Source organism: Pseudomonas sp. HP_14 (assembly GCF_055283875.1).
This window is the reverse complement of record NZ_JBTOQI010000001.1, coordinates 89,687-114,462: the sequence shown is the minus strand read 5'-3', so window position 1 is coordinate 114,462 and position 24,776 is coordinate 89,687. Positions and strand designations below refer to the sequence as shown.

22 protein-coding genes and 2 pseudogenes are annotated in these 24,776 nt (G+C 57.1%); 7 read left to right on the top strand and 17 right to left on the bottom strand.

Annotated elements, in window-relative coordinates:
• Nucleotides 1-51: 51 nt before the first annotated feature.
• The 6 genes from ACYASS_RS00470 to ACYASS_RS00445 form a co-directional block, all read right to left on the bottom strand.
• Nucleotides 52-1,269: a M20 family metallopeptidase gene (locus ACYASS_RS00470; RefSeq protein ID WP_463584630.1), complete on the bottom strand. Its 1,218-nt coding sequence runs from the start codon at nucleotides 1,267-1,269 to the stop codon at nucleotides 52-54.
• The gene (locus tag ACYASS_RS00465; RefSeq protein WP_463584629.1) at nucleotides 1,259-2,893 is read right to left on the bottom strand and encodes a dipeptide ABC transporter ATP-binding protein; all 1,635 of its coding nucleotides are present in this window, start codon (nucleotides 2,891-2,893) and stop codon (nucleotides 1,259-1,261) included. The genes ACYASS_RS00470 and ACYASS_RS00465 overlap by 11 nt, the downstream gene beginning before the upstream one ends.
• Entirely contained in the window at nucleotides 2,890-3,723 is an 834-nt protein-coding gene (locus ACYASS_RS00460) for an ABC transporter permease (protein ID WP_463584628.1), read from the bottom strand. The genes ACYASS_RS00465 and ACYASS_RS00460 overlap by 4 nt, the downstream gene beginning before the upstream one ends.
• On the bottom strand, nucleotides 3,716-4,663 hold the full coding sequence (locus ACYASS_RS00455) for an ABC transporter permease (RefSeq protein ID WP_463584627.1): 948 nt from the start codon (nucleotides 4,661-4,663) through the stop codon (nucleotides 3,716-3,718). The genes ACYASS_RS00460 and ACYASS_RS00455 overlap by 8 nt, the downstream gene beginning before the upstream one ends.
• A 15-nt stretch (nucleotides 4,664-4,678) precedes the next feature.
• Nucleotides 4,679-6,250 carry an ABC transporter substrate-binding protein gene (locus tag ACYASS_RS00450; protein ID WP_463584626.1) on the bottom strand — a complete coding sequence of 524 codons (1,572 nt, stop codon included), beginning with the start codon at nucleotides 6,248-6,250 and terminating at the stop codon, nucleotides 4,679-4,681.
• Between the two features lie 95 nt (nucleotides 6,251-6,345).
• Nucleotides 6,346-7,626 carry a M20 family metallopeptidase gene (locus ACYASS_RS00445; protein ID WP_463584625.1) on the bottom strand — a complete coding sequence of 427 codons (1,281 nt, stop codon included), beginning with the start codon at nucleotides 7,624-7,626 and terminating at the stop codon, nucleotides 6,346-6,348.
• A 69-nt stretch (nucleotides 7,627-7,695) separates the two neighbouring features.
• Here ACYASS_RS00445 and ACYASS_RS00440 point away from each other — a divergent pair, with 69 nt between their 5' ends.
• Nucleotides 7,696-8,466 (top strand): GntR family transcriptional regulator, encoded by a 771-nt coding sequence (locus ACYASS_RS00440; protein ID WP_122663356.1) that lies wholly within the window; start codon nucleotides 7,696-7,698, stop codon nucleotides 8,464-8,466.
• Between the two features lie 383 nt (nucleotides 8,467-8,849).
• Here ACYASS_RS00440 and ACYASS_RS00435 read toward each other — a convergent pair whose 3' ends face one another.
• From ACYASS_RS00435 to ACYASS_RS00420, 4 genes are all read right to left on the bottom strand, one after another.
• Nucleotides 8,850-9,824, bottom strand: coding sequence for a GlxA family transcriptional regulator (locus ACYASS_RS00435; protein ID WP_463584624.1), 975 nt, complete (start codon nucleotides 9,822-9,824; stop codon nucleotides 8,850-8,852).
• Nucleotides 9,825-9,827: 3 nt separating this feature from the next.
• Nucleotides 9,828-10,370, bottom strand: coding sequence for a cysteine hydrolase family protein (locus ACYASS_RS00430; protein WP_463584623.1), 543 nt, complete (start codon nucleotides 10,368-10,370; stop codon nucleotides 9,828-9,830).
• A gap of 119 nt (nucleotides 10,371-10,489) precedes the next feature.
• Nucleotides 10,490-10,630 (bottom strand): DUF2256 domain-containing protein, encoded by a 141-nt coding sequence (locus ACYASS_RS00425; protein WP_463584622.1) that lies wholly within the window; start codon nucleotides 10,628-10,630, stop codon nucleotides 10,490-10,492.
• Nucleotides 10,631-10,862: 232 nt separating this feature from the next.
• A complete protein-coding gene (locus tag ACYASS_RS00420) occupies nucleotides 10,863-12,401 on the bottom strand; it encodes a cryptochrome/photolyase family protein (protein ID WP_463584621.1) in 1,539 nt (512 codons plus the stop codon).
• 217 nt (nucleotides 12,402-12,618) lie between these two features.
• On the opposite strand from ACYASS_RS00420, the gene ACYASS_RS00415 reads away from it, so the two are divergent.
• The 3 genes and pseudogenes from ACYASS_RS00415 to ACYASS_RS00405 all read left to right on the top strand — a co-directional run bounded on the left by ACYASS_RS00415 (nucleotide 12,619) and on the right by ACYASS_RS00405 (nucleotide 15,215).
• Complete coding sequence (locus ACYASS_RS00415; RefSeq protein ID WP_463584620.1) at nucleotides 12,619-13,293, top strand: HAD family hydrolase; 675 nt, start codon at nucleotides 12,619-12,621, stop codon at nucleotides 13,291-13,293.
• Between the two features lie 281 nt (nucleotides 13,294-13,574).
• Nucleotides 13,575-14,357, top strand: a pseudogene (locus ACYASS_RS00410) (MCP four helix bundle domain-containing protein); the annotation flags it as partial.
• On the top strand, nucleotides 14,352-15,215 hold the full coding sequence (locus ACYASS_RS00405) for a methyl-accepting chemotaxis protein (protein ID WP_422765489.1): 864 nt from the start codon (nucleotides 14,352-14,354) through the stop codon (nucleotides 15,213-15,215). The pseudogene ACYASS_RS00410 and the gene ACYASS_RS00405, both read left to right, overlap by 6 nt.
• A gap of 84 nt (nucleotides 15,216-15,299) precedes the next feature.
• Here ACYASS_RS00405 and ACYASS_RS00400 read toward each other — a convergent pair whose 3' ends face one another.
• Together ACYASS_RS00400 and ACYASS_RS00395 are read right to left on the bottom strand one after the other, a co-directional pair.
• The gene (locus ACYASS_RS00400; RefSeq protein WP_463584619.1) at nucleotides 15,300-16,706 is read right to left on the bottom strand and encodes a GDSL-type esterase/lipase family protein; all 1,407 of its coding nucleotides are present in this window, start codon (nucleotides 16,704-16,706) and stop codon (nucleotides 15,300-15,302) included.
• A 94-nt stretch (nucleotides 16,707-16,800) separates the two neighbouring features.
• Entirely contained in the window at nucleotides 16,801-17,934 is a 1,134-nt protein-coding gene (locus ACYASS_RS00395; protein ID WP_463584618.1) for a metallophosphoesterase, read from the bottom strand.
• A gap of 72 nt (nucleotides 17,935-18,006) precedes the next feature.
• Here ACYASS_RS00395 and ACYASS_RS00390 point away from each other — a divergent pair, with 72 nt between their 5' ends.
• Nucleotides 18,007-18,204 carry a hypothetical protein gene (locus ACYASS_RS00390; RefSeq protein ID WP_463584617.1) on the top strand — a complete coding sequence of 66 codons (198 nt, stop codon included), beginning with the start codon at nucleotides 18,007-18,009 and terminating at the stop codon, nucleotides 18,202-18,204.
• Nucleotides 18,205-18,317: 113 nt separating this feature from the next.
• Here the strand turns inward: ACYASS_RS00390 and ACYASS_RS00385 are convergent, their stop codons facing one another.
• The 4 genes from ACYASS_RS00385 to ACYASS_RS00370 form a co-directional block, all read right to left on the bottom strand.
• Nucleotides 18,318-19,325: an aldo/keto reductase gene (locus ACYASS_RS00385; protein ID WP_463584616.1), complete on the bottom strand. Its 1,008-nt coding sequence runs from the start codon at nucleotides 19,323-19,325 to the stop codon at nucleotides 18,318-18,320.
• A 477-nt stretch (nucleotides 19,326-19,802) separates the two neighbouring features.
• Nucleotides 19,803-20,672: an alpha/beta fold hydrolase gene (locus tag ACYASS_RS00380; RefSeq protein WP_463584615.1), complete on the bottom strand. Its 870-nt coding sequence runs from the start codon at nucleotides 20,670-20,672 to the stop codon at nucleotides 19,803-19,805.
• Nucleotides 20,673-20,818: 146 nt separating this feature from the next.
• Nucleotides 20,819-21,259 carry a tryptophan-rich sensory protein TspO gene (tspO, locus tag ACYASS_RS00375; RefSeq protein ID WP_463584614.1) on the bottom strand — a complete coding sequence of 147 codons (441 nt, stop codon included), beginning with the start codon at nucleotides 21,257-21,259 and terminating at the stop codon, nucleotides 20,819-20,821.
• An 89-nt stretch (nucleotides 21,260-21,348) separates the two neighbouring features.
• Nucleotides 21,349-21,672 carry a hypothetical protein gene (locus ACYASS_RS00370; RefSeq protein ID WP_463584613.1) on the bottom strand — a complete coding sequence of 108 codons (324 nt, stop codon included), beginning with the start codon at nucleotides 21,670-21,672 and terminating at the stop codon, nucleotides 21,349-21,351.
• A gap of 308 nt (nucleotides 21,673-21,980) precedes the next feature.
• Here ACYASS_RS00370 and ACYASS_RS00365 point away from each other — a divergent pair.
• Both ACYASS_RS00365 and ACYASS_RS00360 read left to right on the top strand, forming a co-directional pair.
• Nucleotides 21,981-22,748: pseudogene (locus ACYASS_RS00365) on the top strand (PAS domain-containing protein); the annotation flags it as partial.
• Nucleotides 22,722-23,336: a methyl-accepting chemotaxis protein gene (locus tag ACYASS_RS00360; RefSeq protein WP_422765486.1), complete on the top strand. Its 615-nt coding sequence runs from the start codon at nucleotides 22,722-22,724 to the stop codon at nucleotides 23,334-23,336. The pseudogene ACYASS_RS00365 and the gene ACYASS_RS00360, both read left to right, overlap by 27 nt.
• 128 nt (nucleotides 23,337-23,464) lie before the next feature.
• Here the strand turns inward: ACYASS_RS00360 and ACYASS_RS00355 are convergent, their stop codons facing one another.
• The gene (locus tag ACYASS_RS00355) at nucleotides 23,465-24,592 is read right to left on the bottom strand and encodes a mechanosensitive ion channel family protein (protein WP_463584612.1); all 1,128 of its coding nucleotides are present in this window, start codon (nucleotides 24,590-24,592) and stop codon (nucleotides 23,465-23,467) included.
• Nucleotides 24,593-24,776: the final 184 nt, after the last annotated feature.

Here is a 24,776-nt window from a genome sequence, read left to right as displayed (position 1 = left end):
ATTGTGGGCGTCCTTGCCTTTTACTTATGAATGCCTGTTGTGCGTTAAATATTATTCGGCAACCTCACACACACTGAGGATGGCCAGGATGTAGACGCGCACCATGTCCAGATAGTCGACTTTGTGCACGCGTTCATCCGGCATGGTGTTGAACTTGCCGCCGGGGCCGCAGACCACGCCTTGCATGCCCAGGCGCTGGTAAAAGTGCGCAGCGTCGGTGCCGAAATAGGCGGGCGGGGTGATGATCCCGGTTGGCTGAGGCTCGCCACGGACCTGCAGATAAGCCGCGTTGACTGCCTTGACGATCAGCGAGTCGTGGGACACTTCGAAGGGCGGCATCAACGGCTGGTTGTCGCTGTCGTTGATCAAGGTTGCCTGCAGCCCCGGGAATTGTTCGCAGAGCTGATCGAGCAGGCGCTGTATGTCTGCCAGCACCGACTCCACTGTCTGGCCAGGGGTGTAGCGAGCCGAACCGCGCAAGCGCAGAAAGTCCGCGACTTGCGGCGGACGCCATTCTTCCAGGTCGCGGCCCAGCGCGCCGCGCACTACGCCGATGTGCCCGCGGTTAACCTTTTCATGTTCCGGCGAGCGGGCACCGCTGAAGGTGATGCCGTTGATCTGCGGGATCAATTGCACCGCAGCGGTAATCACGTCTACGGCTTCTTCACGTTTGGACAGGTGACGGGTATCGCCCGTCAGTTCAATCACGAACATCAACGAGCCCACATGCAGGGTGACGGCCTGCAAGTCAGTGGGTTCAGAGTTGATGAAATAGTCTGCCTTCACGCCTTGCTCGATGGCCGCGATGGTGCCGATGCCGCCCTGCAACTCACCCACCACGTACGTCAGGATGACATCACCCTTGAGCTTGATACCAGCGTCGATCAAGGTTTTCAGCGCACAGAAGTAGGCAGCGTCGCCCGCTTTCATATTGGAGACGCCGATGCCATAAATGAACTCGTCATCAATCTTTCCGGCCCACGGATCCACGGTCCAGCCCTCGGTCACCGGGTTGGTGTCCAGGTGGCCGTTGAACAACAGGCTGTGGCCGCCGCCCTGACCCTTGAGCGTACCGATAGCGTTCAGGCGTTCGCCTGGAACTGGCATCAATTGCGAATCCAGACCCAGCGCCTGCATCTGTCCCGCCATGTACTCAGCCAATTGCCTTTCTTCGGGGGTGGCGCTGTAGCTTTTGTGCTGCACCATGCGCGCCAGAAAATCCAGGCAGTACGCCTTGTCAATGCGTTCGAGTAGCGCTTCAGGCGTCATGCAGGGGCTCCAATTCATTCAAAGGCTGCGGCACTGCATCGAGCAGGGCGCGGGTATAGGGGTGAGTTGCCTGTGCGGCCATGTCTACGGCGGGCAGAATTTCCAGCAAATCGCCGCGGTACATCACCGCGATACGGTGGGCGATTTGCCGGATCAGGTTCAGGTCATGAGTGATGAAGAGGTACGCAGTGCCGTGCTGGCGTCGCAGCTCCAGCAGCAGTTCGATAACCGTTGCTTGCACCGAAACGTCCAGTGCGGCGGTGATTTCATCGCAGATGACCAGTTCCGGGCGGGCGGCGAAGGCACGTGCAATGGCCACACGCTGCTTTTGTCCACCCGACAACTCGTGGGGATAGCGGCTGGCAAAGTCTTCAGGCAAGCGCACTTCGCGGAGCAGACGGGCGATGGCGTCCGTCTCGGTTTCGCCGGCGTTCAAGCCATACAGACGCAGTGGTCGGGAGAGAATCTGGCCGATCGTTTGCCTTGGGTTGAGGGACGCATCCGGGTGCTGGAAGATAATCTGTACCTTGCGCCGGTAATCGCGATCCATTTGTGCAGGCCCGGCGATCGGCGTGCCGTCGAAATACACGGCCCCCGTGAACGGGGTCAGGCCGGTCAGGGCCTTGGCCAGGGTTGATTTGCCCGAGCCTGATTCGCCAATGATGCCGAGGATCTCACCACGCGCCATGCTCAGGTTCATGTCGCGAGCGCCCATGGAGGTCACGGATTTGCGCTGCAACAGACTGTCGAGCATGCCGGGCCGACCATAACGGACGTTGAGGTCGCTGACTTGCAGCAGCGGTGCCCCCGTGGCTTTTTGTTCGTCCAGCAGACGTTTGTCGGCGGCTGGAACGGCCGCGACCAAACGTTGCGTGTAAGGATCACCCGGCGCACTGAAAATACGCCCGCCGCGTGCCTGCTCGACAATGCGCCCTTGGTTGAGCACGCAAACCCGGTCCGCGACACGTGATACCAGCGCCAGATCATGGGAGATATATAAAGAAGCAACCCCGGTTTCTTCGCGCAGACGGCGGAACAATTGCAGGATTTGCGCCGAGCTGATCACGTCGAGTGCAGTGGTCGGCTCATCAAAAATCAGGCATTGCGGGCGACACGCGAAGGCAGTGGCAATCAGCACGCGCTGTTTTTCACCGCCCGAGGCTTCATGGGGAAAGCGCTTCATCATGGCGGCCGGGTCTTTGAGGTCGACGTCGGCCAGCAATTGCTCGCCCAAGGCCCAGGCTTCGCGGTAACCGAGGTTGCGGTGGCGGGTCAGCACTTCCACGACCTGCTCGCCAAGGCTGAGGGTCGGGTTAAGAGAGGCGCTAGGGTCTTGAAAGATCATCCCCAGCCGCCCGCCACGCAGTGTTTCCACTTGGCGCTGGGGCATTTGCAGCAGGTTCTCGCCCTGCAGGCTGATGCTGCCGCCAATCTCCCGGGCGTTGCCTGCCAGGTAACGCATGATTGCCCAGCCCAATGTGGTTTTGCCCGAGCCGGACTCACCGACCAGACCAACAACTTCGCCCGCAGCAACGCTGAAGTCGATGTTCTGCAACACGTGCAGAGCGCCCGTAGGCAATTGATAGTCGAGGCTGTAGTCAGCCACTTGCAAGACTGTACTCATGAGCGCTGCCCCTTAGGATTAAGGGCATCGCGCAAGCCATCACCCAGTAAGTTGAAACCGATCGCAATGATGGCGATGGCCAGACCGGGCATCAGCATCATCCACGGTGCCTGAAAGAAATAGCGTCGCGCTTCAGCCACCATCAAGCCCCATTCGGGTTGCGGTGGCTGCGCGCCAAGGCCCAGAAAACTTAGCGTCGCGAACAGCATGATGGCGAAGGCCACGCGAATGGTCGCCTCCACGATGATCGGCGCCACGATATTGGGCAGCATTTCCCGCACGACGATGTAGGCGGTGGATTCGCCCCGGGCAATGGCGGCATTCACATAGTCCTGACGGCGAGCGGCGAGGGCGACGCTGCGGGCGATCCGTGCCATGCCGGGTACGAAAGCAATGGTGATCGCCAGTACCGCGTTGAAATCGCTTCTGCCCAGCGTGCTGACAATCAACAACGCAAACAGCAGGGTAGGGATCGACATCACCGCATCCAGCGTTCGCATCAGCGCTTCGTCGATGCGTCCGCCGAGATAACCGCTGACGGTGCCGAGCAATGCGCCGATGAGCATCGCCATGACGGTCGCGAAGACCGATAACGAAATTGTCGCTCGCGCGCCGATCAGCACGCGGCTGAGGATGTCACGGCCCATCTGGTCGGTGCCCAGCCAATGTACCAGGCTCGGTGCCTTGTAGCGGGCAAGAATCGAAATGGCTTCCGGGTCGAATGGCGCCAGGGCTGGCCCGGCAACCACCAGCACCACAGCGAGCAGCAGGATAAGACTGCCCAGCAAGCCCTGAGGCGTTGCCAGCAGCCGGTAAAAAACATTACGCATATTGAATTCGCCGGTCGAGATAGGCATAGGTCAGGTCAGCCACAAAGTTGACCACGCAATAGGTAGCAGCAAGGATCAGCACACCGCCCTGAATCGCCGGCAAGTCGCGGGCAGCGACAGCCACCAGCAGTTCGCGGCCGATCCCCGGGATGTTGAAAATCTCCTCGACCACGACGATGCCGCCCAGCAGGTAACCCACGTCCAGAGCGACGATGGTGATGGTTGGCAGCAAGCCGTTGCGCAGCGCGTGACGCAGCAATACCCTCTGCCGTGTCAGGCCTTTAAGGCGGGCAGCGCGGATATAGTCGGTTTCCAGTACATCAACCATTTCCGAGCGCACCATGCGCGAGACATGGGCGACCATGATCATCGATACCGTCAGCGTCGGCAGAACCAAGTGGCGGATGCCTTCGACGAAGTTGTCGCCAAGGGGCACATAACCGGTCGCTGGTAGCCATTGCCAGACATCGGCAAAGAGCAGGATCAGTAGCGTGGCGGTGACGAACTCCGGCAATGACACGCCTATATAAGAGAGCACGCCGATGATCAGATCGACCGGACGGCCACGCTTCACCGCGGCAATGATCCCCAATGGAATCGCCACTGCCAGCATCAGCAGCAACGAGCAGGCCGCCAACAGCAGCGAGCGGCCGAGCGCATCAAGCAGTGAACCCAGCACCGGCTGGCCATTGCGCATCGACACGCCGAGATCCCCTTGCAACACAGCCATCAGCCAGTGACTGAATTGCAGCCAGGCAGGTTGATCAAGCCCGAGTTTTGTCCGCAGGGCGGCGAGGGCTTCAGGCGTGGCGCTCTGGCCCAGCAGCGTCACCGCGGCATCGGCGGGCAGCAACTGGGTTATGGCAAAGACCAGCAGTGAAACGATCAGCAGGGTGTACACGACCAAAAGCAAGCGTTTGGTCAGATAAGCAGCAGTCACAGGTTTATCCTCGGTTCATCCACGCTTTGGCGCGCTGTCGTCCAGCCATGCCTGATCAAGACGGAATACCGCGCCGCGTGGGTGCAGTTGATAGCCCTGAACATAGTTGCGCTGTGCGGCCAGTACATCGAAGAAAGTCGGGATCAGTGACGGCACTTGTTCGTGCATGAGTTTTTGCGCGGTGGCGTACAGGGCGGCGCGTTTGACCGGGTCGTCAGTGCCACGCGCGGCGGCAACAGCCGTATCGAACTCGGCGTTGTTCCAGCGGGTTTCGTTCCAGGCGGCGTTCGACGTGTACAGCAGCGAGAACACTGCGTCGGCGGAGGGCTGCATGTTGTAGAAGCCAACGTAGAAGTTGCCCTTCTTCCAGACCTGATCCAGATAGGTGCTGTTGGCCATGGTCGCAACGTTGATGTTGAAACCGGCAGGCTTGGCCATTTCACGCACCGCGATGCCGAGTTGCGTGCGTGTGGACGGTTTGTCCGAGGCAACCAGTGTGATGTCCAGCCCGTTGGGATAACCGGCATCGGCCAGCAGTTTCTTTGCCTGCTCGATGTTGGCTTCGCGCAAGGCGATGTCGCTGTGGTAGCGGTACGCGGCATTGAGCGGGGTGTCGTTGCCGGGCGTACCGAAGCCTTCAGCAACGAAATCCACCAGCGCTGCGCGGTCAACACACAGGGACAATGCCTGCCGAACGCGAACGTCATTGAACGGCGGTTGATCGCAGGCCATGTTGATGTTCAGGAATTGACCGGAGGCGACGCGCAGGCCTTTGACCCCGCTGGCTTCACTGAGACGACTGAACTCAGTGGCTTGAGCGGAAAGCATGAGGTCGATGTCGCCGGACATCAGCGCCGAGCTTTCTGAAGACGGGTCTGGGTACACACGGATTTCAACGCGGTCCAGATGCGGACGCTGCGGGTCGTAGAAACGCTCGTTGCGGGCAACGACCACCATGCGTTCAGGCTCGAACGACACCAACTTGAAAGGACCGGTGCCGACGGCTTCGCGGGAAAGGCGGCTCAGGTCGCCTTGGACGATGGCGGCCGGGACGATTTTGGCGTCCGGATAAGCCAGGCTCACCGGCAGGTCGGCATACGGTGCACTGGTGGTCAGTTTGACGCGCAAATCATCCAGCGCCTCTACGCTCTGGATCGGGCCGATGTTGCGCAGGCCGGGTGAGGCAGTCTTCGGATCAAGGATTGCCTGCAGGCTGGCGGCGACGTCCTTGGCCGTGCAAGTACTGCCGTCATGGAAGAGCACATTGCTGCGCAGCGTGAACGTCCACTCCGTGAGGGTACCGTTATGGCTCCAGGATTGAGCCAGATCGGGTTCTGCCTGCATGTCCTGGCTCAGGCGCGTCAGCCCGTTGTAGAGCAACTCGCTGAGCAAGTACTCAGGATTGACCCGCGCCAGCAGCGGATTGAGCATGCCAACTGCCTGATCGACGCTGATCCGCAAGGTGCCGCCTTTGCGTGCAGCGGCTGCAGCCCATAGCGTGCTGGAGAACGGCAACATCGCTGCGCCGGTGACGATGGCTGAGGTGGTCAGGAAACGACGGCGGTTGAGCCTGAAAACTGTGGTCATGGCGATACTTCACTTAGCAATGAGTGGGCGTAGGGCAGCCAGGTAAAACAAAGCCGATAACCAGTCTTGATGCCGGTCTTCGGGGCTTACAGTGTTCAGTCGGGCTGAGCTGGCGGGGTAAAGTCCGCTGCCAGATAAGCCAGAATCGATTGCGCCAATGCGACCAGATCGCCGCGCGTGGTGTATTCGTCAGCGGCATGGATCCGGCTTTCCGGACGGATCAGCCCACCCAGGAGAATCTCCTGAATGCCGGCTTGCTGTACCCAGCCCATGTCCGAACTGCTCGACGAGCCATAGCACTGGAATTGTGCTTCAGTGAAGCCAAAGCCAACCCCAAGTGCCGCCTGCCAGCGTGGCCAGTGCGGGCCTGTAGGGTCTGCGACCGGCGCCAGATGACCGATGATTTCGTGTTCAACGGACAATGCTTCGCTATCGGCCATGGCCGTTTCAATGCATTGCTGCAGTTCCGCCATGACCTGCTCGAATGGCTCCTGCGGCGCATAGCGGCGATTGATCAGAATCTCGAATTGCGCCGGGACGGTTGATCCCTTGCTGCCACCGTGCGCAGCGGCCAGCGTCATGCGTGAAATCAGCGGAGCGCCGTTGTAGTGCGGTGGCGCGGGCATCGGCCAGGCCCGCTGTTGCACCTGCTGCTTAAGACTGTGCAACGCATTCAGCAGCGGCAGGCTCTGCTCGATGGCATTGATCGCGTTGACCGGCTCACCCGAATGAGAAGAACGTCCTTTGACGGTGATCTTCACATCGACACTGCCGAAACAGCCCGCCCAGATCCGCGGTGCCGCGCCGCCGTTGAAGCTGAGGATATGGCCTTCGACCAGCTGCTGTTCAGCCAGATAACGAATGCCGGGGTACAAACCGCCTTCTTCATCAGTGCACAGCAGCAGCGAGGGGCAGTAGCGCAACGGCAAATTGAAACGCTGCGCGGCGCGTAAGGCGGCGAGGGTAGAGGCGACACTGCCTTTCATGTCAGCAGTGCCGCGTCCGATGAGCTTGCCGTCAACCTCGGTCAACTGCAGCGGCGGCTGGGTCCAGCCGTCGCCGGGCGGTACCGTGTCGACGTGGAAATACAGGCTGCACACCTCCTGATCACCTGCCTGGCGAGCGACAAGATTGACGCGCTCGCCGTAGGCTTCGCCACTGCGGGTCTGCCACAGCGCCTCGGGCACCGTGACGCGCCGGGCGTTCATGGCCAGTGGCGTGACTAATTCTTCCATCAGGTCGGCAAAGGCACCATAGCCTGCTCCCGGAGGAAAACAGGTGTCCACGGCGATCATTCGTTGCAGATCGCTGATGAGCGAATCATGATCCGCTTCGATCGACTGGAGTGCCTGTTTCAGCGCTGCATTCGTCGTCATTTTTGCTCTCGATGTATTTCTATATAGTTTATAGTTAAGTATCCACGCACGGCCCGTCAAGGAAAAAAGATGACAGATAGCAATTCGCCGCCCGCATCCGGGAATTTTTCGCGGCTGAGCGAAAACGACAGTGCGCCTCTTTATGAAGTGGTCAAAAGGCAGATATCCGAGGCGATTCTGCTCGGTGAGTGGACCAGCGGCACGGTGATACCCAGCGAAAACGCGCTGGCCGCTGATTTTGGCGTGTCAGTCGGCACCATCCGCCGCGCACTGGCCGAACTGGTGTCCGAAGGGATGCTGATGCGCCGTCGCAAGACAGGCACCGTGGTGACTGGCTGGGCGCCACTGCACAACCTGCGCTATTTCTTTCAGTACTTTCGTTTGCACAACAAGGAAGGGGCACTGCTCAAGTCGCGCACCGTATTGCTCGATTATCAGTTAGGCGAAGCGAGTGCGCAGGATGCTGAAAAGCTCCTGATCGAAGCAGGCAGCCCGGTGTATAGATTGCACCGTCTGCGCAGCATCGACGGTGTGGCCGCCATGCACGAGCAGTTCACGATTGTGGCCAGCAAAGTACCGGATTTCCCGGGCCCGGATGAGCTGCCAGAGTTGCTCTATCGCTATCTGCTGGAACAGTACGGTCTGCGAGTTGCCGCCGTGCGCGAGCAACTGACCGCTGGCCTGGCCAATGAAGAAGATTGCCGTCTGCTTGAACTGACTGCGCCCCATGCGCTGATGATCATTGATGCTGTGTCATTCGATCAGGCGGCCACGCCGGTGATGATGACCCACCAGCGCGCGAGCACTGAGCACTTCATGTACGTCAATGAGATCCGCTAGGCCGTTGCGCTGCAAAAGCATCCCTGCTTAGGAGCCTGAAATGCATATTCTGTAGGAGCTGCCGAAGGCTGCGATCAGTTATGCCTGATACACCGCCATCGCATCCTTCGGCAGCTCCTACAGGGGTATTGAAACGCTCTGGTTTGGGCGCTCGTTCAGCCCATATCCTCTCCATACCAGTACTGCGCCGTAACACCACCATGACGGGAAGAGGAAAGCGATATCGCGCCTACTCAAGCGCCTGCTGATGCATCCGGCATCAATATAAGAGCCATGTGTCGCGCGCACTAGACTGATAAATCCGCAAGGACTGCTGAGTGAGGTTCATAAATACATCAATCACCCCTTTGTATTCGTCTTGCAACTGACTCAGGAGCGTGTGCCTAAACGCAGCGGCTTTCCGATGGCGGAGCGGATTCGTACTTGCCCCAGATACGGCGTAGGTGCCTGGCCGAGCCGAAACCTGCGCGTTCAGCGATGGCTTCCATATCAAGGTTTGATTGGGCCAACAGTTCGCGGGCGACGCTCACCCGTAGCCGGTGTAAGTAGTCGAGCGGGCTGACACCCGCATGCTCATGGAACAGACGCGCCAGATGTCGGCTACTGGTACAGGCCAGGCTTGCCATGCGAGTCACGGTCCAGTCATCGCACGGTGCTGCGGTAAGTGCGTCCTGCACCCGATGCAGTGCAGGATGCAAGTGGTTGCGGCCGCTGACCCAGGACGACAGTTGTGGGTCTGCCCCGCCACGCCGCATGTACACGACCATGTCCCGAGCCACCGCGCAGGCCATTTGTGGTCCTGCCAGTTCGGCGAGCAGATGCAGCATCAGGTCTATGCCCGCCGTGACGCCAGCACTGCAACTGATTTGACCGTCAGTCACATACAGCCGGTTTTCCAGGACTCGTGCCGTTGGCGCGAGAGCATGCAACGTCGCGCAAAGGGAATGGTGGGTGGTGCATTGTCGGCCGTCCAGCAAACCCGCTCTTGCGGCACTTAACGCCCCGGCGCAAATGCACACCAGTCGCTCCCCTGACGGCTCGAATACCCGACGAAGCCAGCCAGTGACCGCGGCGCTGGCGGACTCGAATTCCAGTAGGCCAGCAGGGGACAGGTTCGTTGTAGAACCCACCAGCACGACCATCGTGCCCGGCGCCAGGGTCTCCGGCAAAGGCGCAAGACCTGCGAGTGGCAGACCGATTGATGACTGCAGCGAAGGCACCGGGCTGACGTACTGCAAATCAAAATCCGGCCCGTTCGGGCCTTCAAGTTGCGAGGCCAGGCGCAGTACTTCCGCCGGGCCTGCGAGATCAAGCATCAGCACATTGGGTAGCAGTACAAACAACACCGGGACGATCATCGTTTAACCTGCCAGTGCCTGAGCGACGGTGGTAATCCGGGCAAAGCGATCTTCCAGCACCAATTCGGTACGCTCACGAATATCCGCCGGACTATAAGTGCGGCCAGTGCGTGAGTGAGTCATGGGGAACGTCAAAGTCGCCTCGCTGACGAAGTCCACGTTGAAGCCACTGTCTGAAGCGTGCCGCGTAGTGGTTTCACAGCACTGTTCGGTGCGGATGCCGCTGATGATCAAGGAATTGATGTTTCTCTCCCTCAGCCAACTGGCCAGTGGGGTGCCTGCGAAAGCGCTGTGCTGACGTTTGTGAATGATCACGTCAGGGTTGATTGATACCTCGTCCAGGGTTTTCACATGGCCCGAAGCCAGGGAAAAGTGTCCCTGCTCCTCAACGTGGAAGACTTGTACCACGGGGATGCCTTGCTGGACACAGCCGTCAATCAACACCTGTTGATTTTTCAGGTAGCCCGGCAGGTCGGTTTCGGACCAATAGGCGGAGTGGCGAAAGGAATATTGTACATCAATGACAATCAGGGCTCTGTTGCTCATGGTCTGTCCTCTTGGCTTCTGTAGTATGTGAACGGCAGAGGACATGGTATGGGCCAGACAAGCATGGGAACAGACAACGCTCGGTCGTATGCAGGACGCTTTCGGACATGGACGCGATATCAGTGAGCGGCGTGCTTGTGCCGCCGGCAACGCTCCGAACAGTAGCGAACCTCATCCCAGCAGCGAGCCCACTTCTTGCGCCAGGTAAAGGGCAAGCCACAGACAACGCAGGTTTTTACTGGTAGCTCACTTTTCTTCAACGCATTGCTCGCATGAAAAACCCAATTCTTGGCATTGAAATGTACTTCTGTAGAAGTGCGCCCGTCGAGCAGTGAAACTTAGGCCCTGTAGGAGTGAGCTTGCTCGCGATAGCGCCTGGTCAGACGATAATTTCTCAACAGTTCTACCGCTAGCGCGAGCAAGCTCACGCCTACAGAAGAAACGCGTGAATTCCATGAGCCGCTGTGAAGTCGCCCGGACAAAAAAGCCGTGTCAAATCAACTCCCCCGCATCCAGTTTGGCGAGCAACATCTCACCCCGTTGCCAGAGTGCTTCCTGTTTGGATTCGTCCATGCGGTCGAGATTTTTATAAATCATGCCCATGCGCTGATTACTGCGCAAAACATCATCGTGGCGCATCAGGAAATGCCAATACAGAGCGTTGAACGGGCACGCATTGTCGGCGGTGCTTTCGGTCACTTTGTAAGCACAATCACCACAGTAATTGGACATGCGCTTGATGTACTGACCGCTGGCGCAATAAGGCTTTGAGCCGAGATAGCCGCCATCGGCGTGCATGACCATGCCCAGCGTGTTGGGCAATTCGACCCAGTCGAACGCATCCATATAAATCGCCAGATACCATTCGCATATCTGCGGCGGTGCTATGCCTGCCAGCAGCGCAAAATTGCCCGTTACCATCAGCCGTTGAATGTGGTGGGCATAGGCATATTCCAGGCTTTGACCAATGGCCTGGCGCATGCAGTTCATTCTGGTTTTGCCGGTCCAGTAAAACTCCGGCAGCGGTCTGCTGTTGCCGAACGCATTACCGCTGGCGTAATCCGGCATCTTCAACCAGTACACGCCACGGACATACTCGCGCCAGCCGATCAGTTGACGAATGAAGCCCTCTGCGGCATTCAGCGCAATCCTGCCTGACCAATACGCCGACTCCACATCGCTGCACAACTGGCGCAGATCCAACAGACCAATGTTCAGCGCCGCACTGATGCGCGCATGGAAAAGAAACGGTTCGTCGATGGCCATCGCATCCTGATAATCGCCAAAGCCTGCCAAGCCATAGTCCAGAAAGTACTCCCAGAGAGACTGGGCCTCGGCATGAGTCACCGGGTAATCAAACTTATCCAAAGCACCGTAGTGACTGGAGAACCTTTCCCGAACCAGCGTGATCACTTCCTGAGTGATTGCGTCGGTAGAGAAACGAGCCGGGTAGGGGGTACGAACGTTCTTGGGCAGCGCCTTGCGGTTTTCTGCATCGAAGTTCCAGGCACCCCCGACCGGTGTGCCGTCGCCATTGAGCAACAACCGGCTTTTGCGGCGCATTTCGCGGTAGAAGAATTCCATCCGCAGCTGTTTTTTACCTTGAGCCCAGTCAGAAAACTCGGCGCGACTGCAGAGAAAACGCTTGTCGCTGTGCCACAGAATCGGTAAGCCGCACTGCTTGATCGATTGCTCCAGACGCCAGTCACCGGTCTCGGTCAGTTGCAACGTTTCTGGCTGCAACAACGAGTGCCAACGATGCAACTCGCCAGGTACTGAGCCGCTGTTCTGCGGGTCGTTGAGCCTGACGTAGTGCACACAAATACCGCGTGCTTTCAAAGCCTCGGCAAAGTGCCGCATGGCACTGAAAATCAACGTGATTTTTTGCGGGTGATGAGGGCCGTGGCTGGCTTCCTCCATGACCTCGACCATCAAGACTGCATCACGCTCGGCATCCAGCCCGGTTAACGAGGCAAGATCAAAAGATAACTGATCGCCCAGAATCAGACACAGTCGGCGGGCCTTACTCATCCGATCCCTCTATCCACAACGCTATCCTCGTCATCTACGGCAATGGATCAAAAAAACCTGTACCAATGTAGCTTCTTGTACAACTTATTTATAGTTTTTTGGGGTTTGTTGCCTTGAGGTGCGAACAAACGAAGGCGTGAGACGAAATACCGAACGCACAGATTGTCAGGCACTCGAACATGGGCACCCAACCTGACTTCATTAAAGGAACCGCCTGATGCGTCCCCAGACTTCATTCATCTTTGATCTTGATGGCACACTTACCGACAGCGTCTACCAAAACGTTGCAGCGTGGAAAGAAGCGCTGGACTCAGAAAATATTCTTCTCGCCATGTGGCGCATCCACAGGAAAATCGGCATGAGTGGCGGGCTTATGCTCAAGTCGCTGTCGCGAGAAACCGGACTGAAGATCACGGACGAACAAGCGCAACGCCTCAGCGATAAACATGCGCAGGCTTACAAACGGCTACAGGGGCAGATCATTGCTTTGCCTGGTGCTATTGAACTGCTTCATGCGCTCAGCGAAGACAACCTCAAGTGGTGTATTGCGACAAGCGGCGGAATGGATACAGCAACCATCAATTTGAAAGCGCTGAAGCTGGACATCAATGACATCGACATCATCACCCGCGACGACGTGCAGTACGGCAAACCTGATCCGGATTTATTCCTCGCCGCTGCGCGCAAGATGGACGTGGCTATTGATGAGTGCCTGGTGGTCGGCGATGCGATCTGGGACATGCTTGCCGCCCGACGCTGCAAGGCAACCGGCATCGGGATGTTGTCGGGCGGTTATGACATCGGTGAGCTAGAGCGGGCGGGCGCGTTGAGGGTGTATGAAGACCCTCAAGACCTGCTTCAGCATCTGGACGAAATTGCCTCGCGACCATGACACAACGTTGTCGCGCAGCAAGTAAAAAACCTGTAGGAGCGCACGAGCACCGCGAGGCCGCGATGGTGTTTTGTCTGATACATCGCTATCGCGGCCTCGCGGTGCTCGTGCGCTCCTACACAGTCGTATGCTGCGCCCACGACGTGTATCAAGGAACTGGCGCTGTAACTTAGTGTTACAAGGGCAATAAAGTTTGTTCACTCTCAGTCGATAACGCGGCTAGAGAGGGCGTTGGTCCGTTTAGCTCTCGACTCTAACAATTCCAGACCCGAGTGCTTCCCATGTCCCAGTTCCTGAATCTGAAGCTCAAATCAAAACTGCTCTCTGCTTTTGGTCTTTGTGCCGTCATTACTGTCGGCGTTGCGGCGCTGGGTTACAGCGGGATCTCAACGATCTATGGCCAGTTGCAGGGCACCGTGAGCAACAACCTGGTGTCGATCCAGAAAACCGACTCAGTCAAGGCAAACGCAATTGCCACCAACCGGGACATGTTCAAAGCCATTAACCTGGCGTTCCGCAAGGCGACGCCTGAAGAGGTGAACACGGTGGTCTTGTCCTTCAGGGACAATCAGGCCCAGGCCGAGCAAGACTTTAAAATCTATCGGGCTACGCCGCTCGAAGCTGATGAGCGTGCTGCTGGCGACGAGTTCGAGCGCGATTGGGCTGCGTATGTCGCTGCTGCTGAAAATGTTTTTGCGCTGCTTAAAACGGGTGATCTGGATCAGGCAGCCAAGCTGGCCGATAGCACGGCGAACCCTGCGTATCGCAAGACCATTGGCGAAGTCAAAATCATGATCGAGTCCAATGCCCGCCAGGCAGCGGATGTTGCGACCTCAGGTGACGAAGCCAACCATCGGGTGACATGGGCGCTGATCATCGGGGCGCTTATTGCTGCCGGTGCCGCAGTGATTCTGGGCTTGTGGGTGACACGCATGATCACCAAACCGCTTTACCTGTCTGTAGAAAGCGCAACCCGAATTGCCCAGGGTGACCTGAGCAAAGAGATAGCAGCAGGTAGCCAGGATGAAACCGGGCAACTGCTCAAAGCGCTGTCCAACATGCAGAAAGACCTCAAAGGCACCGTGCAACAAATCGCCGATGCCTCTGATCAGTTGGCTTCGGCCGCTGAAGAACTGACGGCAGTTACTGAAGACAGCACCCAGGGTCTGGTTCGTCAAAATGATGAGATTCAGCAGGCCGCTACGGCAGTCAACCAGATGACCGCAGCGGTAGAGGAGGTTGCCCGTAACGCAGCCAGCACTTCTGAAGTATCAAGCCAGACCGCCGAAGATGCCATCAAGGGTCAACATCAAGTGCAGCAGGCAGTGACGGCCATGAACACCATGGCAGTGGACATCAATGACTCCACGCAGCGTGTTGAAACCCTGGCGGGTCAGATTCGAGACATCACCAAAGTGCTCGACGTGATCCGCGGTATTGCCGAGCAAACCAACCTGCTGGCTCTCAACGCCGCCATCGAAGCTGCCCGTGCTGGTGAGCAGGGTCGAGGCTTCGCCGTTGTAGCGGATGAAGTCCGGGCGTTGGCCCACCGTACTCAAGCCTCCACTGGCGAAATCGAAGCGATGATCAAGGTCGTACGCGCCGGTGCTGATGAAGCCGTGCAGTCGATGGGCAAAAGCCAGTCGATGGCTCAAAGCACGCAGTCGCTGGCAACCGAAGCTGGCCTGGCCCTGGAACGAATCAGCGCGGGTGTCAGCCAGATCAACGAACGCAATCTGGTCATCGCCAGCGCAGCAGAGGAGCAGGCGCAGGTTGCACGTGAGGTTGATCGCAACCTGGTGAACATTCAGGACTTGTCGACTCAAACATCAGCAGGTGCGAACCAGACCAATGCGTCGAGTCAGGAGTTGTCTCGTCTGGCGATCTCGTTCAATACGCTGGTGGGCAAGTTCAAGCTTTGAAAATGCGGCGACGTTGAGTTGTTGAACAGCGGAGATTTTTCGCAGAAGTAGCGGCTCAACCAAGGAGCCGCTACTGTCCGGTCCTTATTTGGGCTCGGCCTTGAACAGCTGTGAAATGTCTATCTTCTCAGCCATTGCCTGATAGCCCGCTCTGTTCGGATGTAGTTTATCGCCAGGTCCGCCCACGGTGCTGTCGGGCACAAACTCAACGCGCATGCCACCGGTTGCCGGGTCGAGCGTGGCGGCTTCAAAGTCGATCACATCGTCAAAGAGGCCGGATGTGCGGATGAAGGCGTTCAGCGCTTCACGTTTTGTATTCTGTTCAGCATGACCGTGCGCAGCACTGGTGCTGCCAAGGGCGGTAATCACTGTCCCGCCAATGACTCTGATCTCTGGTCGCTGCGATCTTATTTTGTTCAGCGTTTCGGTCATCACAGCCTTGACCGTCTCAACCGAGGCATTGCCGTTCTTGCTGAGGTCGTTGATGCCTTCCAGCCAGATAACAGTCGTTACACCAGAGACGCCCAGAACATCTCTTTCCACGCGCATTTTTGCTGACGGGCCGCCAGCAAAAGGTGCTTGCGGCGAATAGGCGGCAGGCCCGGCAATTTGATTGCCACCAATACCCGCGTTTACGACTGAGACCCTGTCTCCATAAACCGCATGCAACTTCCTGGCGAGTACATCTGGCCAGCGATCATCGCCGTTCAAAGTCGTACCGGTGCCATCAGTGATGGAGTCCCCAAAGGCAACCACGACCTTGGTATCTTTGGGCGCCATCATGTCGACTGCGTCCAGAAAGTAGGTGGAGGTGGTGCTGAAAGGGAAGGCGTTTTCTGCTTCGGAATGGCCTACAGAACCCGCGCCAGGGCGACTTACATAAGAAGTGTTCAGTGCCTTGGCATGCCATGTCATCGGGCCACTCTGGCCTTTTACATGAAAGCTGACGGCCAGCCTGCGACCTTGAAGGAGTGACAAGTCTTTTGCCTGGGCAAACGGCAGTATGACGGGATCACTCCAGGCCGATGTACCCGGTGGAATCTCAATGCTGGGCTTACCCGCAAAAGAGACGGCCTGGTTAGTGCCTCGCATGACTGCCGAGCTACCTTGCTGTAAGCCCACGTAAACACCGTCAAACGTAACGGGCCGGGTGCCCAGTTCGTTGGACAGGCGAATCCGTGTTTGTCCCGTCCAGATGTCTGGCCGAACCATCAGTCGAAAGGTTTGATCCTGCGCGCCTTGATTCGGCGTAGGAAAAGCGAGACTCAGATCCGGCTGTGCCGAGGGGTTACCGACCGGGTAGGGCCCCTGAATGGCACCCAGCCATGCTGATACCCATTTATTGTCAGTTTGAGCCTGAGCCGATAAGGCGAAAAGCGTGGAGATCAGGGCCAGCGACAACCAGGCCTGTTTCATTTTCATAAGGACTTCTCTCTCTTGTTTTTTATACGAGGACAAAAATGCATGGGCGCGCACTTGCGCTTCATGCATGACTCGTCGCCTTTATGCGCTCCTGAAGCTTACCTTTATTTGCCGAGGCTTCGGGCAGCCCCTGCTGCGGGGCGCGAATGCCCCGACGAGTCATCTATGGCTTATCCGAACCGCTTGCGCGTCGCAAAGTAATGCGCGTCAGCTCTGACGGTACGCCCAGTCGAAGGGCGAAGCCGGGCCACAGGGCCGTGCCGTTGTTGACGTACAACTGCATGTCGCCCACCTGATAAAAACCGGACACGAAGCCTTCATTCGCGAGGGCGATTACCCGCTCAAGCCCCAGGATCATTCCGCCGTGGGTATGGCCGGACAGCTGCAGGTCTACGCCTTGATCGGCTGAGAGCTGAGCATTCCTGGGCTGGTGATCCAGCAGAATGATCGGTGTGTCTTTTGGTGATCCTTTCAGCGCCTGTTGCAGGTCTGGCGCGGGGAAGCCGGTTTTGGGCGCAGTCACATCGGTGACGCCAGCCAATACAATCTGCGCGCCGTCACGCTTGAGCAGCGTGTGGCTGTTGGCAAGCGGAATCATGCCCAGCGAGACAAAGTGCTGCATCCAGGCCTCGTTATCAAAGAAATACTCGTGGTTGCCGGGGATGACGTACACCCCGTCCGGAGCATGCAGGTTGCGCAGGGCATCAATATCCAGCGTCCGGTCGCTGACTGAACCGTCGATCAAATCGCCGGTTACCACGATCAGGTTGACGCCCAGCTCGTTTGATTTGCTGACGACGTCGCGTGTCCACGGCTGGTCAAACAGCCGACTGATATGCAGGTCCGTGAGCTGCAATATCTGATAACCCTCAAATTGCGGGGGCAGGTTTCGAATTGCAACGTCGATATCTTTGAGCGGCGGCACGCGGACTGCCTGATTGACGCCGATTGCTGACAGCACTAGCGCAGCAGTACCAATGCCATAGCGCAGGCCAGTCGGGACGGTCAGCCACTGACGTCTAACCAGCATTGTCAGCAGCGTGCCCAGATCGACCAGTATCTGAAACACCGCGATCAACAGGATTGCGCCAAATCCCCAGTTAAAAAGCATCACGACGCTGCGCGGAAACTCCGGCGAGAAAACGCTTCCGGAAGATAGCCGACTGTAGAGATGGTATTGCGAGGCAAGTATCAACAGCAGTGCCACTGCAATTCTTGCGGAAAGAGCCCATGGCATTGGCCAGATAAAACGGATGATGGCGTACAGGCAAGGCAGACTGAACATGAGGTGAAACATTAAACGCAATTCCTTTGGCTGTGCTCGTTGCCGGGAGGCAGTCTCGACAGAGTGTGCAGGCCCGTGGGCTCCTTGTCTAAAGCAGTTTTCGAGCGTATTCAAGTGCTGCGTCGCCATTTACTCGATCCCGGCGAGTTGATTGTGTATCGCATCGACAAGCCTTGCCTGATTGGGTACTACCGCCGCACACCGAGTGAGGTGCGCGCGTCGGCCAAGGTGAAACAACGTGAGGACTACAATCCTCCACGGTTTCCCGGAGCGGCCAACTGAGCAAAGCGACTCTGTCGCACGAGGGAAGAAATGGTTTTGCCTCATGGGGGGAAATAAAAAATGCCGGTCAGCTTGACTGACCGGCATCAGGCCGATTGCGATTGCTGTACTCGCTACGCAATGATCCTGCTGTTGAGCTTGTTCGGCTCATAAGCCGACAGTCGCGATGGCCCGGAAGGGACCAGGCGACTCACCGCATCCAGCTTGCACACCTGGTCATATGAAAGGTCTACGGCCAATGCACCGAGGTTGTCGGCAAGTTGCTGCTCAGAGCGCGGTCCTATGATCGGGACTGCCCCGTGGGTACTTGCCCATGCGATAGCAACCTGGCCAGCACTGACGCCGAGTTCACTCGCAATCTCCAGCACTGTATCCAGAATAAGCGTGCGCTGTGCCGAGTTCTCCGCCTGGAATACTTTTCCACCAAAACCTTCGGCCCGACCTTTCTCACCCTGCCGATATTTACCAGTCAGCATGCCGCCGCCCAATGGAGACCACGTGACTATGCCGAGGCCCAGAGCCTTTGACGCCTGAAAAAGATCAGCTTCGGGATCACGATGTACCAGGCTGTGCTCAAATTGAGCCGCTGCGATAGGCAGTGCGTGGGTTAGTTCAGCAAGTGTGACCGCGCGGGAAAGTCGCCATGCAGAGAAGTTGGAGAGACCTGCGTAAAGGATTTTTCCCGCACGTGCCAGATCCTCGAAGCCTCTGACGATTTCTTCTACCGGGGTAACGCCGTCCGGGTGGTGTGCCCAGTAAATGTCGATGCGATCTGTTTTGAGGCGCTTCAAACTGGCTTCTACCGATGTCACTAAAGCCCGGCGACTGTTGCCTGTGGCAAGCCGATTGGGACTGGCAGCTGCGCTGTTGGTGAATTTAGTGGCGAGTACGAAATCATCGCGTCGTCCCTCAAGTAGCGTCCCGAGCAACTCCTCGGACTGGCCAAATTGATAAATGTCTGCGGTATCGATGAAGTTACCACCGGCTTCAGCGTAGGCATTGAATATCGCCTTGCTGGAGTCGGGATCCGCTCCGTAACCCCAGCCAGTGCCGAAATTCCCGGTGCCGAGGGCGAGCTCTGAAACACTGAGCCCGGTATTGCCGAACGTTTTGTAGTTCATTTCTGTCTCCACAGAGTGCGCTATCGTAGTCGGGTCCATGAATACGGCCGTTGATCGCGCTAAAGGTGTCTTGTTACGGATCGAGCATCAGACTGCGCCATACGATTTCAGCCGGATTTGCAGGGGAGATGGACCCGGATTTTGTTTGAGCTCCAGCCGGTCGTTTCACTTGTCCACTCAGCGCCCGAAGCCTTTCCTGCACTGTGCTTAACGCTCGCTGCGTCTTGGCAGGATCACCGGTGGACGACGGAGTAACGGGTGGAGATAAGTCGATGGGTGAGATATTTGCGAACGCACCTTCGGGGTTTTCGACACTCTTCACCGGTAAGGCTTCAAGGGGCCGCGCCACGACTGAGTTCTTTGCTTGTACTTCTTCATGTCCCATTTCGTGTTCTGCTCAAAAGCCTGATTACGCCGAGGAAGCCGGTGCCCCTGAAGTTTTGAAGTTCTGAGGTTCTGAAGTTCTGAAGTTCTGAATCAGGAATCCAGAAACGCCCGAGCCTTGGGGACGAAGTCAGCGTGGTACTGAAAGATCCCACCGTGCCCGGCGTGCTCATAAATAATCAGCTCAGAGCCGGGGATACGAAGGGACATATCAGTCGAGTTCGCAGTAGGCACCATGATGTCGTTGTCGCCGGTGGCAATCAGGGTCGGAACTCGTATGCGGCTGAGATCCTGAGGCGGCTGTCGACCCCATGCAGTGATTGCCTTCAGCTGCCTCAAGAACGCGTACGGACTTGCGGCTTTATCACGGTCTTTTTCGCGTTCTTTCAGCCGTTTTAAAAAAGCCTGCGCGGCTTGCTTGCCATTGGCCGAGGGAGTGAAGAAAAGGTAATACTTCGGATCTCGCAACGTCAGCAACGCTTTGATCATCAAAGGCCACGACACAGACCACACCTTGTCGATACCGATGCCGCCCGCTGGCCCGGTACCCGTAAGAATAAGTTTTCGCACTAGCTCAGGGGCTTTAAGCGCGATGTCCTGTGCGACGAATCCACCCAATGAAAAACCCAATAAGTCGACTTTCTGGAATCCCAGCGCGCGTATTACGGCAATCGCATCATTGGCCATCTCACTGATGGTCAGTGGGGCGGATCCACCAGAAGCGCCGATGCCTCGATAGTCCGTGACGATGATCCGTCGGGTGTGAGCCAGCCCATCGACGATGCGCGGGTCGAAGTTGTCGAGGGTAGCCCCCCAGTGATTCAACAGAATGAGCGGCAGCCCGTCTCTGGGCCCCAAGTCACGGTAGGCAAATGCTGTTCCTTCGACATTCACCGACCGATTCGCAGCGTGGATGAACTCCGCTGGCGATTCAGTGGGGTAATTCTTGGCTTCAACGATCATGTGCGCACCATTCGATCCCATACACGCTGAGCGCAGTCTTAGTGACTTGCGTTCATGCGATTATGATGTCGACCGTAATCAAAGCTGTCAACGCTTTTGATTGCGATCAACATCATAGCGTGCAGGCCTTGATCGCGCTTATTGCCTCATTTGTTGTGCCGCAGGATGGAGAAGTTAAGCGCAGCAGCCACAGATAGCCACGCCAGATAGGGAAACAGAATCAGCCCGGTGATGACATCCAGCTGCAATGCCATGACCACCATTGTGGCAACGACAATCCAGAGCAAGCCAAGGATGACCATTGCAGCGAGGATTTTATTTGCCCCAAAAAACACCGGTGTCCACAACGTATTCAGTGCAATTTGAGCCGCCCACAGTGCCAGGACAATCTCGCTGCCGGGGAGTAGCGTCAAGCGATAACCGGCCCATGCGAGCAGTAAATAGATCGTGGTCCACGCTACTGGAAACGCCCAGTTCGGCGGCGTGAAACCCGGTTTTTGCAGCGATTCGTACCAGGCGCCGGGCTTGAAGATGATGCCCGTCGCAGCGGCTGCACAACACGCGAGCAGAAAAATGTAGAAGGTCATAGATACCCCTTGGCCGAGAGAATGTGATCTGGAAGCACGGTGGCTATATCTGGGTTGGATGCCTGTACGCAAAAAAAGTCCGTCCCGGTTCAGGAATCAGAGACGTCCAGTGCTCGATACCATTGCTCATATGGCGTGTTAGTGACCTTGTACCGGTTGAAGTCTGACGCACCATCCTCCCACCAAACCGGCCCTCGCTCCCCAAGAGCCACCTTGGCTATCTGAACCTCTGATCTCGCTGCCTTCATCTGCTCGGGATCGCCCGAAGCTTTCGCTGCTTTTACCGCTCGCCGGGCCGCCATCAGGTCTGTTACCAGACGCTGTCGCTTTTCTTCATCCAGATTGGGGTTGGAGCAGCGCCACAGTTGCCCGTTGACCAAAAAGTAGCGACCGTCTGGTGTCACAGGATTCATTTCGATAACTCCGTGGAGCAATCCTTCATTGGCCTGTTGGGACAAACATCAGTGGCGGGTGTTCAGTAACATCGACCGTGGCCAAAGAAAAAAGGCGTCACAACAAACAGGTCATCTGGAGATGAATACATGAACAGGGTCTTGAACCCTGCCGGTCACCTTGATTCGACGCTTGCGTCGTTTTTTGCGGGTTAACATTCAGTTTATTGACGTCAAAACATAATTATGAGCAGCGTAATCCAGTTGCCGGATTGTCCGCCGATACCTGTTGAAGATATATACGTTGAGGCAGCACTGAGGGCAGGTCCATGTTCAATAAATCGCTTAAAGATGAACTGGCGGCCAGGACGGCCGAAGTCGTGGGTTATAAGGGATTGATTGAAGCACTGGGCCGCTCCATGGCGGTTGTCGAGTTTAGTCTGGACGGCAAAGTCCTTCGTGCCAACGACAATTTTCTTACCGCAATGGGCTATCGCGCAGAGCAGTTACCCGGTAAATCGCACCGGGACTTCTGTACCCCGACGTTGACCCGCAGCGCCGATTACAGCCAGTTCTGGTCGCAACTGCAGGCCGGTAAATTCGTCTCCGGTACGTTCCAGCGAGTCAATGCAGCGGGGCAGAATGTCTGGCTTGAAGCCAGTTACAACCCGGTGCTCGACGAACGTGGCCAAGTGCTGAGGATCGTCAAATACGCGCTGGACGTGACTGAAAAAGTTACCCAGGAAGCGCTGACGCGGGGTAAACTCGCCGCACTGGATCGGGCAATGGCCGTCATTGAGTTTGATCTCGCTGGCAACATTATTTCGGCCAACGACAACTTTCTGCGGACCATGGGTTACGGCCTGAACGACCTCAAGGGTAAGCACCACCGGCTGTTTTGCGAGCCAGACCTGGTCAATAGCACTGAATACAGCGACTTCTGGCGTCGGTTGAATGCGGGTGAGTTTTTCAGCGGTCAGTTCAAACGTCTCGGTAAGAACGGACGAATAGTCTGGCTGGAGGCGACTTATAACCCGGTGTATGACGCTGACGGTAAATTGTCCAAGGTCATCAAGTTTGCCAGTGATATCACCGAGCGTGTCGAGCGCTTTGAAGAGGACTCTCGCGGTGCCTCACGGGCATACCATATTTCTGCGGAGACCGAGAAAGTTGCCGAGCAGGGTGCCCAGGTCATTCAGGAAACCGCCCAGGAAATGCGCCAGATAGCCGACAATATTGGCGCGTCAGCCCGGCTTGTCGGTCAACTGGGCGAGCGCTCCGAACAGATCACAGCCATCGTCAATACCATTCGTGGTATCGCTGATCAGACCAACCTGCTGGCTCTCAATGCCGCCATTGAAGCGGCGCGCGCCGGCGATCAGGGGCGAGGTTTTGCGGTTGTGGCCGACGAAGTCCGGCAACTGGCGGGACGTACCAGCCGCTCGACAGCTGAGATTGCCGAAATGATCGGCAAGATCCTTTCTGAAACCCGTGATGCAGTCGCCAGCATGAACGCCACTCAGGAGGGCGCAAAACGCGGCGTTAGCCTGGCCGATCAAGCGGGCTCGGTGATTTTGCAGATTCGCAGCGGTACCAGCGACGCCGTCGAGGCAGTAAGCATGTTTGCCTCCAAGCTCGACGAGTCTGAAGTTATTCCCAAAACCGCCGTCAGTTGGGTCGGGTAGCCTGCACCAAGGCAACGGCGTGCAGCCATTGCGGATTGCTGCCCAGCGGCAATCCGCTTGATCGCCTGGCCATCACATGCGATGGCGCCTAACCTTTGAGCGCTACCCGGCAGCGCTCAAAGGCACCTTTATGCAGGCTCGGAAGCGGGTGACAGCGCCTTGATCGGACCCGTCTCGCTTTGCCCGGGCAATGAAGCGACATTGACGGTTCGCGAAGGGAAAGCGAATTGCGCATCCAGATCAGTGACTGCCGTCATGATCTGCAGGTTAATCTCCTGCTGAACATCCATATAGACGTTGTAACTCGCATCCAGGACGATATAAACCGTCTCGAATTCCAGTGCGCTTTCCCCGAAGCCTTTGAAATGACACCTGTCGAAGCGCGCCTTGTCTTCGTTCTTGATGATGTCTTCAACCTTTTGTGTGAGCTGCTTGATCTGTTCTGCTGAACAGTTATAAGTAAGGCGAAACTCAAAGACAATGCGCCGCTCCTGCAGCCGCTTGTAGTTCTGAATGGTGCTCGCAATCATGTTGGCGTTTGCCATCACGATCTGTTCTCCACCAAGGCTTCTGATACGCGTCGTCTTCAAGCCGACGTGCTCGACAGTACCGGAGAGCGAACCCACGACGATGAAGTCTCCCACTTCAAACGGCTTGTCGACGGCGATGGACAGCGATGCGAATACATCGCCGAGGATGTTCTGAACCGCCAGCGCAACAGCAATACCACCCACGCCGAGACTGGCAACAAAGGCCGTGATGTTGACACCTACGTTGGACAGCATGGCCAACAACACGACAGCCCAGAGCAATACTCGGGCGCCCCAGAGGCTGAGTGTTGCAAGCGCACCCGCTTGAAAAGTCTGGTTTGCGCTATGACGGGCAAAATAGCGGTGCAAACCCAGCGCCAATGCCCGGTTCAGCCAGAGCCCGACCTGCAAGGCTGCCACAACAAACCAGAGGCTGCTGACCCGGCCAAGCCAGCGCTCGGGCAAATCAAGAATCCCGACGCCAATCAGTATCGAGGCCAGGATCAGGAGGGTATTGCTTGTCCCTGACAGTACCTGGCCCGCGATGTGGTTAAAGTGGCCGTTACCCACGGCCGATCTTGCTTGAATTCTTTTTAAAACGAAGCTGATCGCAGTTCTGGCAAACACGTAACTCAGCGACGCTGCACACAGCGCGAAGATCCAGCTCGCCAGCGAAATACCCAGAATCGCGTGTTCAGTAAAAAGTTGTGTCAATTCCTCGGTCATTGAATCCCCCAATAAGTGCTGTGAACAACCGACGTCATGAAGACCGGTGTTGTTCCTAGCCAGTTAACACTGCCTGATATGGTTTGGGTCCGGCAGCTCTCAGGGGGTTAGTCGTTGTCGAGTCGTGAGCGTTCAATCAATCGGGCGTTACTGCACAGGCGTGCATCGTCAGCCTCTCGAACGG

Coding starts and splice junctions, on each gene's coding strand:
- ACYASS_RS00395 (WP_463584618.1), bottom strand. CDS start 17,934: ATGTTTCACCTCATGTTCAGTCTGCCTTGCCTGTACGCCATCATCCGT.
- ACYASS_RS00355 (WP_463584612.1), bottom strand. CDS start 24,592: ATGACCGAGGAATTGACACAACTTTTTACTGAACACGCGATTCTGGGT.
- ACYASS_RS00380 (WP_463584615.1), bottom strand. CDS start 20,672: ATGATCGTTGAAGCCAAGAATTACCCCACTGAATCGCCAGCGGAGTTC.
- ACYASS_RS00460 (WP_463584628.1), bottom strand. CDS start 3,723: ATGCGTAATGTTTTTTACCGGCTGCTGGCAACGCCTCAGGGCTTGCTG.
- ACYASS_RS00445 (WP_463584625.1), bottom strand. CDS start 7,626: ATGACGACGAATGCAGCGCTGAAACAGGCACTCCAGTCGATCGAAGCG.
- ACYASS_RS00400 (WP_463584619.1), bottom strand. CDS start 16,706: ATGCATGAAGCGCAAGTGCGCGCCCATGCATTTTTGTCCTCGTATAAA.
- ACYASS_RS00465 (WP_463584629.1), bottom strand. CDS start 2,893: ATGAGTACAGTCTTGCAAGTGGCTGACTACAGCCTCGACTATCAATTG.
- ACYASS_RS00385 (WP_463584616.1), bottom strand. CDS start 19,325: ATGAACTACAAAACGTTCGGCAATACCGGGCTCAGTGTTTCAGAGCTC.
- ACYASS_RS00430 (WP_463584623.1), bottom strand. CDS start 10,370: ATGAGCAACAGAGCCCTGATTGTCATTGATGTACAATATTCCTTTCGC.
- ACYASS_RS00415 (WP_463584620.1), top strand. CDS start 12,619: ATGCGTCCCCAGACTTCATTCATCTTTGATCTTGATGGCACACTTACC.
- ACYASS_RS00470 (WP_463584630.1), bottom strand. CDS start 1,269: ATGACGCCTGAAGCGCTACTCGAACGCATTGACAAGGCGTACTGCCTG.
- ACYASS_RS00450 (WP_463584626.1), bottom strand. CDS start 6,250: ATGACCACAGTTTTCAGGCTCAACCGCCGTCGTTTCCTGACCACCTCA.
- ACYASS_RS00435 (WP_463584624.1), bottom strand. CDS start 9,824: ATGATCGTCCCGGTGTTGTTTGTACTGCTACCCAATGTGCTGATGCTT.
- ACYASS_RS00370 (WP_463584613.1), bottom strand. CDS start 21,672: ATGAATCCTGTGACACCAGACGGTCGCTACTTTTTGGTCAACGGGCAA.
- ACYASS_RS00440 (WP_122663356.1), top strand. CDS start 7,696: ATGACAGATAGCAATTCGCCGCCCGCATCCGGGAATTTTTCGCGGCTG.
- tspO (WP_463584614.1), bottom strand. CDS start 21,259: ATGACCTTCTACATTTTTCTGCTCGCGTGTTGTGCAGCCGCTGCGACG.
- ACYASS_RS00420 (WP_463584621.1), bottom strand. CDS start 12,401: ATGAGTAAGGCCCGCCGACTGTGTCTGATTCTGGGCGATCAGTTATCT.
- ACYASS_RS00405 (WP_422765489.1), top strand. CDS start 14,352: ATGCAGAAAGACCTCAAAGGCACCGTGCAACAAATCGCCGATGCCTCT.